This window comes from Streptomyces sp. NPDC005492 (genome assembly GCF_040605995.1).
GTDB lineage: Bacteria > Actinomycetota > Actinomycetes > Streptomycetales > Streptomycetaceae > Streptomyces.
Map to the genome: position 1 here is coordinate 141,715 of NZ_JBEXDX010000016.1, position 16,878 is coordinate 158,592.

Sequence of the window (16,878 nt, forward strand, 5' to 3'; positions counted from 1 at the left end):
TTACAGTGAACCGGTGAACGGCGACTGGCTCCTACGCGGCCGTGACGGCCGGCTCAGTGTGTATCTGTCCTCGGGCGACGCCGTCCTGTGCCGGGCGGAACGCGGCCCCGGCGGCCTCTGGAGCGCCCCGCGCAGGGTGGGCGGCGACCAGAAGCTGCACCCGGGAGCGCTCGGCATCGGACAGGGCGCGGACGGCTACGCCCACCTGGTGTCCTGGCGCCCCACGGCGGCCGGCGAGTCCGGGCTGGTCCACTCCACGCACTTCCGCCCCAGGCTCGCCGCCCTCGACTGGAGCCCGATCGGCCACCCGAACAAGAAGGGCGACCGCACCGGTGTCCCGGCGGTCGCGGTCGACGCGGAGGGCCGGGCCCATGTCTTCGTGCGCAACGCGGGCGGCGGGGTGAGCATGCTGGCCCAGCGCGAGAAGGGCGGCTGGGAACCCTGGCGCGACCTCAAGGGGAGCGCCGTCCACGAGGACCTCGCGGCGGTGACGGGGGAGTCCGGCACGGTCGAGCTGTACGCGGCGGTACCCGGCGCGATCCTGCACTGGCACCAGTTGGAGCCGGGCGAACAACCGGTGCTGGAGGAGGCGATGGAGGCCCGCGTCCGCCCCGGCACACTCCGCGCGCTGGCCACCTCCCCGGAGAACACCACCCTCTACTACACGGACGACTCCGGCGACCTCTGCGCCTGGCGCCCCGGCGCCAAGTCGCTCACCCTCCTCCCCTCCGCCGGTCCCGGCCCGGTCTCCGTGGTCCGCTGCGAACTCGACGGCCACGACTGCACGTTGCTCGCCCAGCGCTCCGCCAGCGGCCGGGTCGCCTTCGCCGCGTACCCCACCGAGCAGGAGTCCGCGGGCGCCTGGTGGACCGAGTCGGGCCCTCAACTCCCGGCCGACGCCGAGGTCTCCCTCACCCTGGACGAGGACGACCGGGTGGCCGCCGCGACGCTGTCCCCGTCCACCGGACAGCTCCTCGCCACGCGGCGGAAGGAGGAGGCGGGGCTGGCGTTGGAGGCTTGGCGGGAGGTCTGACCGACGGGGAGGCGGGGGCGACCGACCAGGAGAGCGGGCTGTCGCCATACGGCACGGGAACAGCTGTGCGGGCGACATATGATGGTCGGCGTTTCAGCCAATCCGTACGCGTGAAGCGTCGGCTTCAGGGGAGTGCGGCACGCCATGCGGAAGAAGTCGTCAGGTCCGGCCGACCTCGTACGTCAGGACGGGGCGGGCGTACGGAACCCGGGTCCGACCGCGTCCGGTGCCGCCCACGGCGACTGGCTGACCCTCGGCAGGGACGGCCGGCTCAGCCTCTACGCGCCGACCGAGGGCGGGCTGCTGCGCTGGACCGAGACCACCACGGCCGGATCCGACTGGAGCGGACCCCATGTCGTGCCCGTGCCCGGTCTGACGCATCTGACCGTGGTCCAGGGCGCCGACTCCTACGTCCACTTCCTCGGCCGCAGGGAGCGCACCGGCGCCGACGGGGCACGCGCGATGGACGTCGTGCACGCGATCCAGTACCAGACGGGGCTTGCCTTCACGGACTGGCGTTCGCTGGGCAACCCGCACAAGGACCGGGAGCAGGGGTTGCTGCTGGGTCCGCCCGTGGGCGCGGTCGCGGCGGACGGCAGCGTGCACGTCTTCGCCCGGGGCGCGCACGGCGGCCTGGTGCTGCGCCGTGAGGCGGCGAACGGCAAGTGGCGGGCCTGGGAGGAACTGCACGGCGCCGCTATCGGCCCGTGGCCCACGCCGGTGGCCCTGTCGGGCGGGCGGATCGAGGTGTGCGCCGACGCCGAGACCGGGGTGTTCGTCTGGCGGCAGCTCGAAGCCGGCGGTGACTTCACGGGTCCACGCGGCTTCGCCCTGCGCCCCTCGCCAGGCACTGTCGCCGCGTTGGAGACCGGCCCGGAGCAGGCCACCTTCTTCTGGACCGACGCCGAGAGCGGTGGCGCGGTGTCCTGGCGGGCGGGCGGCTGGCCGGCTCCGCTGGGCGGCTCCCCGGCGCGGCGGCCGTACGCCACGCTCCGTACGACGGTGGACGGTTACGACTGCTTCGTCCTCGCCTACCGGGACGACGAGGGACACGCGGTGTTCGGCGTGGGCGGTGTCGAGGGCAACGGCGTGTGGTGGTACGCGCTGACGGAGCCCTGCGCGGGCTCGCCGACGCTGGCCAGGGACGGCCAAGGGCGGGTGGTCATGGCGCTGATCACCCCGGACGGCACACCGAGAGTCGCCCGGCAGGAGCCGGGCACGGGGCTGACCCTGGGCGCCTGGTCGGACCTCTGACCCCTGATGCCCGGCCTTGACCGGCCGTGCCGTGTGGCACGGCCGAGGAGGGCTCAGCCGCCTGTCGCGGGGGACTTCTTGGCCGACTCGGGGATCTCCGAGTCCGTGCGGATCGCCTTCCACAGCGTGGTCGCCTGGGGCTCGGCGGCCACCACCCGGTTCGGATCGACCTTGTCGTACGCCACCGGAAGCATGATCGTCTCCATGGTGGACGGGTTGACGCCGTTCAGACTGCGGCCGAACTCCGCGAGCTTGGTGAGCGAGGCGAGGTCGGAGTCGGTGGTCAGCGCGGCGGTGAGCTGGTCGGCGATCTTGTACGCCTTGACCGGGCTGCCCAGCAGGTCCTGCTTCTGGATCTCGGTGAGCAGCGCGAGCATGAACTGCTGCTGGAGGCCTATCCGGCCGAGGTCGCTGCCGTCGCCGATGCCGTGCCGGGTGCGCACGAACGCGAGGGACTGGGTGCCGTTCAGCCGGTGGGTGCCCTTGGTCAGGTTCAGGCCGCTGGAGGTGTCGTGGATGTCCTGGTCGACGGTGACGGTCACGCCGCCGATCGCGTCCACCAGGTTCTTGAAGCCGGCGAAGTCGACCTCGACGTAGTGGTCCATGCGGACCCCGGATATCTGCTCCACGGTCTTCACCACACAGGCCGGACCGACCTGGGAGTAGATGGAGTTGAACATCACGCGCTTCGCGGACGCGACCGAGGAGCCGTCCGATTTGGTGCACTTGGGGCGGGTCACCAGGGTGTCGCGCGGGATGCTGACCGCCACCGCCTTCTTACGTCCCTCTGGTATGTGCATCACCAGCGCGGTGTCCGAACGGGCGCCGGAGACATTGCCCGTGCCCAGCTCGGCGTTGGCGCCCGCGCGTGAGTCGGAGCCGAGGATCAGGATGTTCTGGCCCGAGGTGGGCAGCTTCTCCGGACGGTCGTCGCCGATCGCCTTGTCGATGTCGACGCCCTTGATGTTGCCGTCGATGCCGCTGTAGAGCCAGTAGGCGGTACCGCCCGCCGCCAGCAGCAGGACCAGCAACGACAGCAGAACGATGCGCCCCCGACGTCTCTTGCGGGGTGGTGTGCCGTTGTGGCGGTTTGCCGACTTTCGGGCACGCCGGGGCTCGGTCGTGGCGCTGTGGCTCATCGGGTGCGGTTCCTCTCCTCACGGGCTCCGCCGACGCGGAGTTGCGGGGCCCGGGTAGGGGGGATTCCGGCCCAACTGAAACAACAGTGCAGTGGCTGAACTATAGGCACCCCTGTGACTTCGTTTTAAGCGGGGATGTACTCGCGCTGGGGTGGCGGTGAACACCACATGGCCGCCTCTTGACCCATGGTTAGTATCTGTTAAGAATATGGGGATCCTGTGACTCTCGGTGGAGGGGGCTCTGTCCGAGGCCATGGGGGCGGCAGTTGCGTGCCAGCGATGGGGCTGGGGGGCGTGCCGAGTCAGGGGGGTGTCCGCCCGAAGTGGGCTTCTCGACCAAGCTCAGTGGGCGAATTGTCTCGGTAGGAGTGGGAGTTGGCGGATCATCCGCGTCTCAGTGTTGTCGTTCCCTTTCAGGATGTTGAGACCTATCTCACTGAGTGTCTGGAGTCGATCGCACGGCAGTCGTTCCGCGATTTCGAGGTGATCCTCGTCGACGACGGTTCCACCGACCGTTCGACCGCGATCGCCGCCGAGTTCTGCGCGGCGGACCCGCGTTTCCGGCTGATCCGCCAGGAGCCGCAGGGACCCGGACATGCCCGGAACACCGGTCTGCGGGCCATGCATCCGCGCGGGGAGTTCATCGCGTTCGTCGACGGTGACGACGTCATTCCGGAGCACGCCTACGAACTCCTCGTCCGCACGCTGGAGGAGTCCGGCTCGGACTTCGTCTCGGGCAACGTGCAGATGATGAACTCCACCAAGAAGTGGCAGTCGCCGCTGCACAAGACCCCGATGCAGAAGAACCGGCGCGGCACCCACATCACCAGGTTCGAGGCGCTCATCTACGACCGCACGGTCTGGAACAAGTTGTTCCGGCGGTCCTTCTGGGACTACCACTTCATCGAGTTCCCCGAAGGCGTCCTCTACGAGGACTCCTGGGTCAACATGTTCGCCCACTTCCGGGCCGCCAAGGTCGATGTCGTCACCGACATCGTCTACTTCTGGCGCCGGCGCGAGGGCGGCGCCGCCCCCTCGATCACCCAGCGCCACACCGAGCTGTCCAACCTGCGCGACCGGGTCGCCGCCGTCCAGTCGGTCAGCCGCTTCCTGGCCGAGCGACGCTCCCGGTTGTACGAGGAGAGCAAGCGCAAGTACGACCTCGCCTGCCTCAAGTCCGACCTGATGCTGCATCTGAAGGTGCTCCCGGACGCGGACGAGGAGTACCAGCAGGCCTTCATGGAGTGGGCCAACGAGTTCCTCGACGAGGCCGACGCCACCATCATCGACGAACTGCCGGCCGACGCCCGGGTCAAGTGGCTCCTGGTGCGCGACTGGCGGCTGCCGGAGCTGCTGGAGGTCATCCAGTTCGAGCGCCGCGGCGGCCCCATGCCGGTGCAGCGCCGGTTCCACCGCTACCTCAAGTACCCCTACCTCGGCGACCGGGAGGTCGGCCTCGACAAAAAGGCCTACCGACTGGACAAGGAGTTCTCGCTGCACGGGTCGCTCGACGGCGCCCGCTGGAGCACGAACGGCCATCTGCTCACCCTGCGCGGCTCGGCGTACGTCCGTTTCATCAACGTGCACAAGAAGCACATGTCGGTGAAGGCGATCGCCCTGCGCAACAAGAAGCAGGGGCGGATGGTGATCACCACGGCGAAGACCACGTACGCGCCGCAGGCCACCGAGCAGTCCAACCAGAATCGTTACTGCTACGACTGGGCCGGCTTCGAGTCCAGGATCGACACCACCCGTCTCAAGCGCCGGGGCCAGTGGGTCGAGGGCACCTGGGACGTCGCCGCCGGCGTGCTCAGCCGCGGCCTGTTCCGCTACCGGGGCATCGACCGGGGCGGCGCCGGATCCGCCGCCAACCCGCCGTACCGCTATGTCGACAAGAACACCCGTGTCCTGCCGGTGTTCCTCCAGGGCAAGCTCAAGCTACGCGTGGAGATCGTGCGCTGCCGGGTCACCGGCCACCGGATCGACGGCGACCAACTGGAGCTGAACGGCGTCTATCTCGGACCCAAGGTGCCCGAGTGGGGCAAGCTCCGGGTCACCAGCATGAGCGGGACGGGGGAGCACGACGCACGGGTCCATTTCCGGCCCGGCGGCGAGGGCTGGTGCACGTTCACCGCCCGGGTTCCGCTGCGTGTGCTCATCCCGGGACACCGGGTCGACGCCGGGGCCGGGGCGGACGTACCCCAGTCCTGGAACATGGGCAGCAACGGCTGGAAGACCACCTTCCACGTCGAGGGCCGGAAGATGACCATCTATCCGGTGGTCGCGGAGGAGACGCCCGACGGGCACTACCGCATGCCCTCCACGCTGCAGACCCGCGAGGGCGACCGGGAAATCGTCGTCCATCGCAACGGCTCCGGCTACCTCGTGCTCTTCGAGCGCGCGACCCTGCCCATGGCGCGGGACTTCGTCTGGGGCGAGGACGGTTCCCTCCAGATCACGGGCCGCTATCTGGCCGCCGACCGGCTGACCGCGCGCGAGTTCCGCGACGCCCACCTCGTGGTGCGCTCCCGCGCGCACGGGGCCGAACGCGAGGTCCCGCTCCAGTGGGACGGCAACGCCTTCCGCGCCGTCCTCTCGCCGGCCGCGATGCGGACCCTGGCCGGCGAGATCCCGCTGGCCGCCGGGCGGTGGGACTTCTTCCTGCGCCGTCAGGACCTGTCCTCGGTGGCCCGCGAGGACCGGCTCGAAGACCTCATGGTGAAGATCGAGCAGTCCCTCGTCGACGCCTTCCCGAAGGACTTCGAGGAGAACGAGCGCCGCTACGAACTCCAGGCCGAGGCCTACGACCGGCTGTCCCTCCTCGTGCACTCCGCCATGCCGGACCATGCGCGCGGCCCGTACCGCCAGAAGCTGTTGCGCACCAAGGCCTACCCGGCCGCGCGGCGGAAGAAGGTGCGCCCCGCGATCCTTCTGGACGCCTTCAAGGGCACCCAGTACTCCGACAGCCCCCGCGCCCTGCACGAGGAACTGGTGCGGCGCGGCCTCGACTTCGAGTACCTCTGGGTCGTCCGCGACGACCAGGTCCAGGTCCCCCCGACCGCCACACCGGTGCGCATGTGGTCCCCGCAGTGGTACGAGGCACTGGCCACCAGCCGGTACGTCGTCGCCAACAACCACCTGCCCGACTGGTTCCAGAAGCGCGAGGGCCAGGTCGTCGTACAGACCTGGCACGGCACCCCGCTGAAGAAGATCGGCCATGACATCGAGGCCATCCACTTCGCGGACCAGCGCTATCTGGAACGGGTCGAGAAGGAGGTGCAGAACTGGGACATGCTGGTCTCGCCCAACAGCTTCTCCACCCCGATCCTCAAGCGGGCCTTCGGATTCCCGGGCGAGATGGTGGAGTCCGGCTATCCGCGCAACGACATCCTGCGCATACCGGGCACGGAACAGCGGGAGCGGGAGATCCGCCGGCGCATCGGACTGCCCGACGGCAAGCGGGTCGTGATGTACGCGCCGACCTGGCGCGACGACCAGTACTACGCGCCCGGCAAGTACAAACTGGACTTCCGGGTCGACCTCGCGGACGCCCGGGCCCGACTGGCCGCCGACCACGTGCTCCTGGTCCGCCGCCACCCCAACGTGGTCGACCCGGTGCCGGGAGCCGGCGACGGCTTCGTCTTCGACGTCTCCGACTACCCGGACATGGCCGATCTGTCCCTCATCACCGACGTGATGATCACGGACTACTCGTCCCTGATGTTCGACTACGTCAACACCGGGCGCCCGATCCTGTTCTTCACCTACGACCTGGACCACTACCGGGACACCCTGCGCGGCTTCTACTTCGACTTCGAACGCAGTGCGCCCGGCCCCCTGGTGTACTCCTCCGAGGACCTGGTGACCGCCGTCCGGGAGATCGACCGGATCCAGGACGCCTACGCCGAGCGGTACCGCTGGTTCCAGCGGGAGTTCTGCGACCTCGACGACGGCTATGCCTCGGCACGGCTCGCGGACCGGATGCTGGTCGCCGGCGGCGACCTCGCGCCGGAGGAGGCGCGGGCCCCCGCTGTCGGCACCGTGGACACGAGTCACTCGGGCCGCCCGCTCACGCCGATCAGCCGGCCCGCCCAGGGCTGGTTCACCCCGCAGCGGCACCCGGTGCGGCTCGTCGGCGATGTCACCCGGTCCGTGAACGCGCTGCCCACGCAGCCGATGCCGGCCGACACCCACGTCTCCCGCGGCGCGGCGAACGGGCCGCAGCGGCAGATGGTGCGGCCGCAGGATCGTTCCGCCACCGAACAGCCGCCCCCGGGAAGGGTCGTCGAGGGCGTGGTCGTATGACATCGAACGGTCAGCGCACCCCATGACGTCAGCCCGTGCGTACCCGCAGCAGCAGGGCGAAGTGATCCGACCTGCCGGTGTCGCGCACCGCGCAACGGACCCTGGGCAGCCCGGTGAAGAGATAGTCGACCTTGTGGCCGGACAGATGTGTCGCCCGGCCCGACCGGGAGGACCCGGACGCCTGGTCGCACTCCCGGTGCGTGGTGTAGGGGCCGGACGGCCACACCCAGGAGAAGGGGTTGCGGGACCCCGGCGGATTCACGTTGAGATCACCGCCGTACACCGTGCGCCGCGCGGCCCCCGCGTGCGCCAGTGCCTTCAACTGGTCGTCACGGAACTCCCATTCGGGATGGACGACGTCGCTGTGCCGCGGGCTCAGATGGGCCGTGCACACCCGGACGTCGTGCGCCGCGACCGTGGCGCACAGGATGCCCCGCCGCACCCCCACCGTGGGCTGCTGCGCGGGCACGGTGGTGACGGCCGACAGACGATAGGCGGCGAGGATCGCGAAACCGGCGGTGCCCGCTCCGGGCGTCGCGCAGCGGATCGGCGTCGTGTGCCCCGCCCGGTCGCGATCCGCGTAGGCGTGGAACGCGGTGTGCCAGGACGCGCCGAGTCGCCGGCGCACCGACTCCAGCTCCGCGTCGCAGGTCTCCTGCAGAAAGACCACCCGGGCCCCGTCCAGGGTCGCGAGGTGGTCGAGCTGTGTCCGCTTCTGCGCCCAACTGCCGGTCGCGGCACAACCCCACTGCCGGACACCGCACATGTTCCAGGTCGCGACGGTCAGCGTCCGCTGCGACGCGTAGGAGCGGGTGGGGCCGTACGTCTGCACCACCGTCACCACGGTGGCGAACCCCAGCAGCGCCGCCGCGGCGACGGCGAGCCTGCGCCAGGGGATGCCCATGTGCCCGGACGGGGAGGTAGCGGGATGCATCACGACATGATGGCCGACCCTCCGACCGGACACCACATTTCCGGTGGGCCCGGAGCACCCGACGAGAGTGAAGCACGCCATGTCTGAAGCAACCGCCAAGGGCCGCAAGGTGATCGGCGGGATCGACGCCTCGGGCAGCCACCCCGTCGAGTACCGGTTCACCCACGCGCGCAGCGGCAACCGGCATCTGATGGTCGTCTTCGCCAACATCTACGCCCCGGACGACTACGGCTGGGCCACCGGCATCCTCGACAACCTGCGGTCCAACATCCTCTGGATCCGCGACCGGTTCGGCGACGGGAACACCTACTACCTGTGCAGGGAGATGGACTTCGGGGTCGAGCAGTCCGTCATCGGGCTCATCACCCGGGTGATGAAGTCCCTCGGGCTGACCCCGAACGACGTGACCCTGTGGGGCAGTTCGAAGGGTGGCAGCGCGGCCCTCCACTTCGGGCTCAGATACGGCTTCCGCAACATCGTCGCCAGCGTCCCGCAGTTGCGGATCGGCACCTTCGTGCGCGACGTCTATCCCGACACGGGCAGGAACATGCTCGGCGAGGCGATGGCGGACGACGACGTCCGGGTCCTCGACGCGGTCCTGCCCGACCTGCTGGCGGCGGGGGCGAACCCCGAAGCCAACCTCTACCTGGTGTCCTCGCCGCAGGACGAGCAGTACACCACCCAAGTGGAGCCGTTCCTCGGCCTGTTGCGGCGATACCCGAACTTCAACCTCATCTTCAGCGAGTCCCCGTTCATCACCGGCCACGGGAAGGTGACCCAGCGCAACACGCCCCCGCTGCTGGGCATCGCCTATCTCCTCGTGGAGGGCATCGCGCCACGCCTCGGCCTCACCCGGCACGGCTACGAGGAGCCCGACGCCGACACGTCGGGCATCACGGAATTCCTGGCGTCGACCTCCGTGGTGCAGGAGTCGTTCGCCGCGCCGGTCGTCACCGCGCCGCGCCACCACGACCTGCTGCCCACGACCGACGTCCGCTTCGCCGGCCGGGCCCCGGGCGCGGTACGCGTCAGCATCTGGGAGAACGGCAAGTACCTGGCGTCCACTCCGGTCGGCGCCGACGGCGCGTGGACGTGGCTCCGGGAGCAGCCGTGGGGCGCGGGCGAGCACCTGGTGCGGCTCTTCGCCGTCGACGCCAGCGGCTACCAGTCCGAGCGTACGGACGTCCGGTTCACCGCCTCGGAACACATGGCGGCACCCGTCACGGCGGCGCCGACGGCAGGCCCGGGGGCCGTAGGGACCCTGTTGCCCCCGCTCGTGCACACACCGGAGCCCTTCCAACAACTCCTCGACGTACAGGTCCGGTTCACCGGCGCCGCCAACGGCGCCACCCAGGTGGGCTTCCGGGAGAACGGGGTCTTCCTGGGCTCCTGCGCGCTCGCCCACGACGGCCGCTGGTTCTGGAACGCGGACTGGCGGTGGACCGAAGGCCCACACACCGTCGAGGTGTTCGTGGTGAACGCCGCCGGCGACGAGTCCCCGCCCGCCCCCGTCACCTTCGCGGTCATCCCGACCCCGGCCGGTCCCACCGCCCCCGCCCACTGAACCCAGACCCCTCCCAGGAGTGGATTCCGCCATGTCCCCAGCACCCGCGAACGGGAGGCCGCTGCTCACCGGCATCGAAGCCGCGGGCGCGTTCCCGGTCGAGTACCGCTTCGCCCACGCGCAGAAGGGCAACCGGCACCTGGTCGTCGTCTTCGCCAACTTCTCCGCGCCCGGCGACTACGGCTGGTCCAACGGGGTGTTCGACAAGCTGCGCGCGAACATCCTCTGGATCCGCGACAGCTTCGAGGGCAACCGGAGCTACTACCTGTGCAAGGAGATGGACTTCGGCCTGGAGCAGTCCGTCGTCACCCTCATCTCGAACGTCATGAAGTCCCTCGACCTCACCACGGACTCGGTCACCCTGTGGGGCGGCTCGAAGGGCGGCAGCGCGGCCCTCTACTTCGGCCTGAAGTACGGCTTCAGGAACATCGTCGCCATCGCGCCCCAGTTCTCCATCGGCACGTACGTGAAGAACGTGCACCCCGGTGTCGCCCGCTTCATGCTCGGCGAGGGCGTGCCGGAGGAGAACGTGCGGACCGTCGACTCCCTCGTCCCCGACCTGGTCCGCTCCGGCGTCAACCGTGCGGCCAACGTCTACCTGGTCTCCTCGCCCCAGGACGACCAGTACCCGACCCAGATCGAGCCGTTCCTGGGCCTCTTCCAGCACTACGAGAACTTCAACTTCGTCTTCAGCGACTCCCCGCACATCGCGGACCACACCCAGATCGCCGGACGCAACGTCCCCATGCTGATGGGCATCGCCAACCTCCTGATCGACGGCATCGCCCCGCGCCTCGGTTACGTGAGCAATGGATTCGAGGAACCGGACCGCGACAGGTCCGCCATCGACGCCTACCTCGCCGCCACGACCATGGTGCGGGGCGACGAGTTCCTGCCGCCGGCGGTGACGGCACCCGCACAGGGCACGGAGCTCCGCAGGGACGCCGTACGGCTCACGGGCCATGCCCCGGGCGCGGTCAAGGTGATCGTCTGGGAGCACGGCAAGTACCTCGGACAGACCGACGTCGACGCCCGGGGCACCTGGTCCTGGGAACTCGGCAGGTCCTGGAGCAAGGGCGAACACCCTGTGAAGGTCTACGGCGTGGACGCCGCCGGCTTCCAGTCCCGGCGCACCGAGGTCCGCTTCACGGCCGTCGACTCCGGCCAGGCGGCCATCGCCCCGCCCATGGACCGGGCCGCGATGATCTCGACGGTCGGGCCGAGTACCACCGCACCGGTGGTACTGGAACCCGTGGCCCACGAGCAGGTGCCGTCCGCACGCGTCGTCTTCACCGGCTCGGCCACCGCCTCCGCCCAGGTGGGGTTCCGGGAGAACGGCGTACTGCTGGGCGGCACCGCCGTGGCCCCGAACGGCAGTTGGTCGTGGGAAGCGGGATGGCAGTGGGGCGCGGGCGCGCACGTCGTCGACGTCTTCGCCGTCGACGCCTCCGGCACGGAGTCCCCGGTGACCAGGGTCCCCTTCACGGTGATGGCCACCCCGGCAGGAGCGACACCCACGTCGTACTACGGCGGAACGTACTGAGGAACAGAAGGGGGCCTCCGCCAAGCGGCGGAGTCCCCCGTTCACCTGTCGCTACGTCACGCCGGAACCGACGCAACCCCCATCGCCAGGAACGTCTTCCCGTTCACCCGCTGCGACACGCCCTCGCGGTCCAGGTACGGCGTGATGCCGCCCAGGTGGAAGGGCCAGCCGGCGCCCGTGATCAGGCAGAGGTCGATGTCCTGGGCCTCGGCGACGACACCCTCGTCGAGCATGAGCCCGATCTCCTGGGCTACGGCGTCCAGGACGCGGTCACGGACCTGCTCCTCGGTGAGCACGGAGTCGCCCTGCTTCAGCAGCGCGGCGACCTCGGGGTCCAGCTCCGGCTTCCCGCTGTCGTAGACGTAGAAGCCGCGCTTGCCGGCCTTGACGACGGCCGCGAGGTTCGGGGAGACCGTGAAGCGGTCCGGGAAGGCCCGGTTGAGGGTCTCCGAGACATGCAGGCCGATGGCCGGACCGACCAGTTCGAGGAGGACCAGCGGCGACATCGGCAGCCCCAGCGGCTCGACCGCCTTCTCCGCGACGGCGACCGGGGTGCCCTCGTCGATGACGTTCTGGATCTCGCCCATGAAGCGGGTCAGGATGCGGTTGACGACGAACGCCGGAGCGTCCTTCACCAGGACCGCGGTCTTCTTCAGTTTCTTGGCCACCGCGAAGGCGGTCGCCAGCGACGCGTCGTCCGTCTGCTCGCCGCGCACGATCTCCAGGAGCGGAAGGATCGCGACCGGGTTGAAGAAGTGGAAGCCGACGACCCGCTCGGGGTTCTTCAGCTTCGACGCCATCTCGGAGACCGAGAGGGACGAGGTGTTCGTCGCCAGGATCGCGTCTGCCGGGGCGACCGCCTCGACCTCAGCGAACACCTGTTGCTTGACGCCGATCTCCTCGAAGACGGCCTCGATGATGAAGTCGGCGTCGGAGAAGCCCTCGGCCTTGTCCAGCACACCGGTGACCAGGGCCTTGAGGCGGTTGGCCTTGTCCTGGTTGATACGGGACTTCGACAGCAGCTTGTCGATCTCGGCGTGGACGTAGCCCACACCCTTGTCGACGCGCTCCTGGTCGATGTCCGTGAGGACGACCGGTACTTCGAGGCGGCGGAGGAAGAGCAGGGCGAGCTGGCTGGCCATCAGGCCCGCACCCACAACGCCCACCTTGGTGACCGGACGCGCGAGCGACTTGTCCGGCGCACCGGCCGGGCGCTTGCCGCGCTTCTGCACCAGGTTGAACGCGTAGATACCGGCGCGGAGTTCGCCACCCATGATCAGGTCGGCGAGCGCCAGGTCCTCGGCGTCGTAGCCCTGCTGGAGGTCGCCGTTCTTCGCGGCGGCGACGATGTCGAGCGCGCGGTAGGCGGCCGGGGCCGCGCCGTGCACCTTGGAGTCCGCGACGAAACGGCCCTTGGCGACGGCCTGGTCCCAGGCCTCGCCGCGGTCGATCGCCGGGCGCTCGACCTTGATGTCGCCCTTGAGGACGTTCGCCGTCCAGATCAGGGACTGCTCCAGGAAGTCGGCTCCCTCGAAGAGCGCGTCGGCGATCCCGAGGTCGAAGACCTGCTGGCCCTTGAGCTGCTTGTTCTGGTTGAGGCTGTTCTCGATGATCACCGAGACGGCCTTCTCGGCGCCGATCAGGTTCGGCAGCAGCGTGCAGCCGCCCCAGCCCGGGACCAGACCGAGGAAGACCTCGGGGAGGGAGAAGGCCGCGATGTGCTTGGAGACCGTGCGGTACTCGCAGTGCAGACCGACCTCGACACCGCCGCCCATGGCCGCGCCGTTGTAGTAGGTGAAGGTCGGTACCGCGATGTCCGCGAGGCGCTTGAAGACCTCGTGGCCGCCCTTGCCGATGGCGAGCGCGTCGTCGTGGTTCTTGAGGAGCTCGACGCCCTTGAGGTCGGCGCCGACGGCGAAGACGAAGGGCTTGCCGGTGATGCCGACACCGACGATCTCGCCGGCCGCCGCCTCCTTCTCGACCTGGTCGATGGCGGTGTTGAGATTCGCCAGCGAGGCCGGACCGAAGGTGGTCGGCTTGGTGTGGTCGAAGCCGTTGTCGAGGGTGATGAGCGCGAACCGCCCAGCGCCGTACGGCAGTTCCAGGTGGCGGACGTGCGCGGACGTCACGACCTCGTCGGGGAACAGCTCGGCCGCACCCTTCAGAAGCTCGGTGGTGTTGCTCACTTGTCCCCCTCGAAGTGCGGGTTCTCCCAGATGACCGTGGCGCCCATGCCGAAGCCGACACACATGGTGGTCAGGCCGTAGCGGACGTGTCGCTGCTCCTCGAACTGACGGGCCAACTGCGTCATCAGGCGGACGCCCGACGAGGCCAGCGGGTGACCGAAGGCGATCGCGCCGCCGTACTGGTTGACGCGCTCGTCGTCGTCCGCGATGCCGTAGTGGTCGAGGAAGGCCAGCACCTGGACGGCGAAGGCCTCGTTGATCTCGAAGAGGTTGATGTCCTCGATCGACAGGCCCGCCTTGGCGAGCGCCTTCTCCGTGGCCGGGATCGGGCCGTAGCCCATGACCTCCGGCTCGACGCCCGCGAAGGCGTAGGAGACCAGGCGCATCTTCACCGGCAGGTTGTGCTCGCGGGCGAAGTCCTCGCTCGCGATGATCGACGCGGTGGCGCCGTCGTTCAGACCGGCCGCGTTGCCCGCGGTGACCCGGCCGTGCACGCGGAACGGGGTCTTCAGACCGGCCAGGTTCTCCAGAGTGGTGCCCGGGCGCATCGGCTCGTCGGCGGTCACCAGACCCCAACCGGTCTCGCCGACCTGGTCGTTGGTGTTGCGCACCGAGATCGGCACCAGGTCCTGCTGGATCTTGCCGTTGGCGTACGCCTTGGCGGCCTTCTCCTGCGAGCGCACCGCGTACTCGTCGGCACGCTGCTTGGTGATCTGCGGGTAACGGTCGTGCAGGTTCTCCGCGGTCATGCCCATGAACAGCGCGGAGTCGTCGACCAGCTTCTCGCTCACGAACCGCGGGTTCGGGTCCACGCCCTCGCCCATGGGGTGGCGGCCCATGTGCTCGACACCACCGGCGATGACGGCGTCGTACGCACCGAAGGCGATGGAGCCCGCGGTGGTGGTGACGGCGGTCAGCGCGCCCGCGCACATGCGGTCGATGGAGTAGCCCGCGACGGACTGCGGCAGACCGGCGAGGATGCCGGCCGTACGACCGAGGGTCAGACCCTGGTCACCGATCTGCGTGGTCGCGGCGATCGCGACCTCGTCGATCTTCGCGGGGTCGAGCCCGGGGTTGCGGCGCAGCAGCTCCCGGATCGCCTTCACGACGAGGTCGTCGGCCCGGGTCTCGTGGTAGATGCCCTTCGGGCCCGCCTTGCCGAACGGGGTACGGACGCCGTCTACGAAGACGACGTCCCTGACGGTACGAGGCACGATTGGCTCTCCTCCAGGGTGCGGGATGGCACTGCTGCGATGCGCTGAGCGCGCGCTCAGGAACCATGCTACTTGTGGGTAACCAAGCTGCCCAGCCCCGGAGCCCGGAGCGGCGAACGTCACACCTTCAAGGCGCGGATCTTGGCGCGATCTAGCCGGTCCCGCGAGCAGGTGAGGCGCCCCAAGGGCCGCGGGCAGAGCCGATACGCGGCTCCGCCGCGCGGGCGCGACCAGCCGCGACGGGCGCGCACCCGCGACGGGCGCGCACCCGCGACCCGGCAGAACCCTTTACGGCGCTTTTGTAGTCAGCGCGTCCACCAGGACCGGCGTCACCTGCTCCACCTGCCAGGCCCGCGCCCCGTATCCCGCCAGCGCGGCCCCCACGGACTCCGCGTCCGCGCTCCTCGGCGGCTCCCAGCACACCCGCCGCACCGTGTCCGGCGTGATCAGGTTCTCCTGGGGCATGTTGAGCCGCTCGGCCACCGCCGACACCGCGGCCCGGGCCGCGGACAACCGGGCCGCCGCCTCGGGATCCTTGTCGGCCCACGCCCGGGGCGGCGGAGGTCCGGTGACCGGCTGGCCCGGCTGCGGCAGCGCCGAGTCGGGCAGCGCCTTCGCCCGGTCGACCGCCGCCTGCCACTGCTCCAACTGCCGTCGCCCCATCCGGTGCCCGAACCCGTTCAGCGCGGCCAGGGCCTGCACATCGGCCGGAAGGGAGAGCGCGGCCTCCACGATCGCCGCGTCGGAGAGCACCTTGCCCGGCGACACGTCCCGCCGCTGCGCGATCCGGTCCCGGGTCTGCCACAGCTCCCGGACGACCCCGAGCTGCCGGCGCCGCCGTACCTTGTGCATCCCGGACGTACGGCGCCAGGGGTCCTTGCGGGGTTCGGCGGGCGGCGCCGCCGCGATCGCGTCGAACTCCTGACGGGCCCAGTCCAGCTTGCCCTGCCGGTCGAGCTCCTTCTCCAGGGCGTCCCGCAGGTCGACGAGGAGTTCCACGTCCAGGGCCGCGTACCGCAACCACGGCTCGGGCAGCGGGCGGGTGGACCAGTCGACGGCGGAGTGCCCCTTCTCCAGGACGAAACCGAGGACGTTCTCGACCATCGCGCCCAGACCGACCCGCGGGAATCCGGCGAGCCGCCCGGCCAGCTCGGTGTCGAAGAGCCGCGTCGGCACCATGCCTATCTCCCGCAGACACGGCAGATCCTGGGTTGCGGCGTGCAGCACCCACTCCACACCTGAGACGGCGTCACCGAGGCCCGACAGGTCGGGGCAGGCGACGGGGTCGATCAGGGCGGTGCCCGCGCCCTCCCGGCGCAGTTGCACCAGGTAGGCGCGCTGGCCGTACCGGTAGCCGGACGCGCGCTCGGCGTCGACGGCGAGGGGGCCCGTGCCGGCGGCGAAGGCCGCGATCGCCTCGGCGAGGGACTCCTCGTCGGCGATCACGGGCGGAATGCCCTCCCGGGGTTCCAGCAAAGGGATCGGCGCCGGTTCGACGTCGTCCGGAGGGGCGCCTCCGGTGGTTCGCAGTGAACTGTCTGCTGCGGTTTCTTGGGCGTCGGTCACGTGTCAAGGGTATCCGTGTATGGACAACGCCCGCCGACGGAACGTTCCGTCGACGGGCGTGCGGGGGTCGTAAACCAGTCAGGTCGGTGAAAGTTCCGGTTCACGGCGCGGAAGGGGTTCGGGAGGGGCGTGGGACGGGG

General features: G+C 69.9%; 10 protein-coding genes. 5 read left to right on the top strand and 5 right to left on the bottom strand.

Going from position 1 to position 16,878, the window contains the following annotated elements:
• Window positions 1-13 precede the first annotated feature (13 nt).
• Complete coding sequence (locus tag ABZT04_RS22790) at window positions 14-1,033, top strand: hypothetical protein (RefSeq protein WP_356058742.1); 1,020 nt, start codon at window positions 14-16, stop codon at window positions 1,031-1,033.
• A 144-nt stretch (window positions 1,034-1,177) separates the two neighbouring features.
• The gene (locus ABZT04_RS22795) at window positions 1,178-2,287 is read left to right on the top strand and encodes a hypothetical protein (protein ID WP_356058743.1); all 1,110 of its coding nucleotides are present in this window, start codon (window positions 1,178-1,180) and stop codon (window positions 2,285-2,287) included.
• Between the two features lie 53 nt (window positions 2,288-2,340).
• Here ABZT04_RS22795 and ABZT04_RS22800 read toward each other — a convergent pair whose 3' ends face one another.
• The gene (locus tag ABZT04_RS22800; protein WP_356058745.1) at window positions 2,341-3,426 is read right to left on the bottom strand and encodes an LCP family protein; all 1,086 of its coding nucleotides are present in this window, start codon (window positions 3,424-3,426) and stop codon (window positions 2,341-2,343) included.
• Window positions 3,427-3,801: 375 nt separating this feature from the next.
• Here ABZT04_RS22800 and ABZT04_RS22805 point away from each other — a divergent pair, with 375 nt between their 5' ends.
• On the top strand, window positions 3,802-7,731 hold the full coding sequence (locus ABZT04_RS22805; protein WP_356058746.1) for a bifunctional glycosyltransferase family 2 protein/CDP-glycerol:glycerophosphate glycerophosphotransferase: 3,930 nt from the start codon (window positions 3,802-3,804) through the stop codon (window positions 7,729-7,731).
• 28 nt (window positions 7,732-7,759) lie between these two features.
• Here ABZT04_RS22805 and ABZT04_RS22810 read toward each other — a convergent pair whose 3' ends face one another.
• Window positions 7,760-8,665: an endonuclease/exonuclease/phosphatase family protein gene (locus ABZT04_RS22810; RefSeq protein ID WP_356058747.1), complete on the bottom strand. Its 906-nt coding sequence runs from the start codon at window positions 8,663-8,665 to the stop codon at window positions 7,760-7,762.
• A 79-nt stretch (window positions 8,666-8,744) separates the two neighbouring features.
• Here ABZT04_RS22810 and ABZT04_RS22815 point away from each other — a divergent pair, with 79 nt between their 5' ends.
• Complete coding sequence (locus ABZT04_RS22815) at window positions 8,745-10,229, top strand: hypothetical protein (protein ID WP_356058749.1); 1,485 nt, start codon at window positions 8,745-8,747, stop codon at window positions 10,227-10,229.
• 31 nt (window positions 10,230-10,260) lie between these two features.
• On the top strand, window positions 10,261-11,772 hold the full coding sequence (locus ABZT04_RS22820) for a hypothetical protein (RefSeq protein WP_356058750.1): 1,512 nt from the start codon (window positions 10,261-10,263) through the stop codon (window positions 11,770-11,772).
• A 56-nt stretch (window positions 11,773-11,828) separates the two neighbouring features.
• Here ABZT04_RS22820 and ABZT04_RS22825 read toward each other — a convergent pair whose 3' ends face one another.
• From ABZT04_RS22825 to ABZT04_RS22835, 3 genes are all read right to left on the bottom strand, one after another.
• On the bottom strand, window positions 11,829-13,958 hold the full coding sequence (locus ABZT04_RS22825) for a 3-hydroxyacyl-CoA dehydrogenase NAD-binding domain-containing protein (RefSeq protein WP_356058752.1): 2,130 nt from the start codon (window positions 13,956-13,958) through the stop codon (window positions 11,829-11,831).
• Window positions 13,955-15,172, bottom strand: a complete 1,218-nt coding sequence (locus ABZT04_RS22830) for an acetyl-CoA C-acyltransferase (protein ID WP_356058753.1) — start codon at window positions 15,170-15,172, stop codon at window positions 13,955-13,957. Before ABZT04_RS22830 ends, ABZT04_RS22825 begins: the two co-directional genes overlap by 4 nt.
• Before the next feature lie 288 nt (window positions 15,173-15,460).
• Complete coding sequence (locus ABZT04_RS22835) at window positions 15,461-16,738, bottom strand: ribonuclease D (RefSeq protein ID WP_356058754.1); 1,278 nt, start codon at window positions 16,736-16,738, stop codon at window positions 15,461-15,463.
• Between the last annotated feature and the right edge of the window lie 140 nt (window positions 16,739-16,878).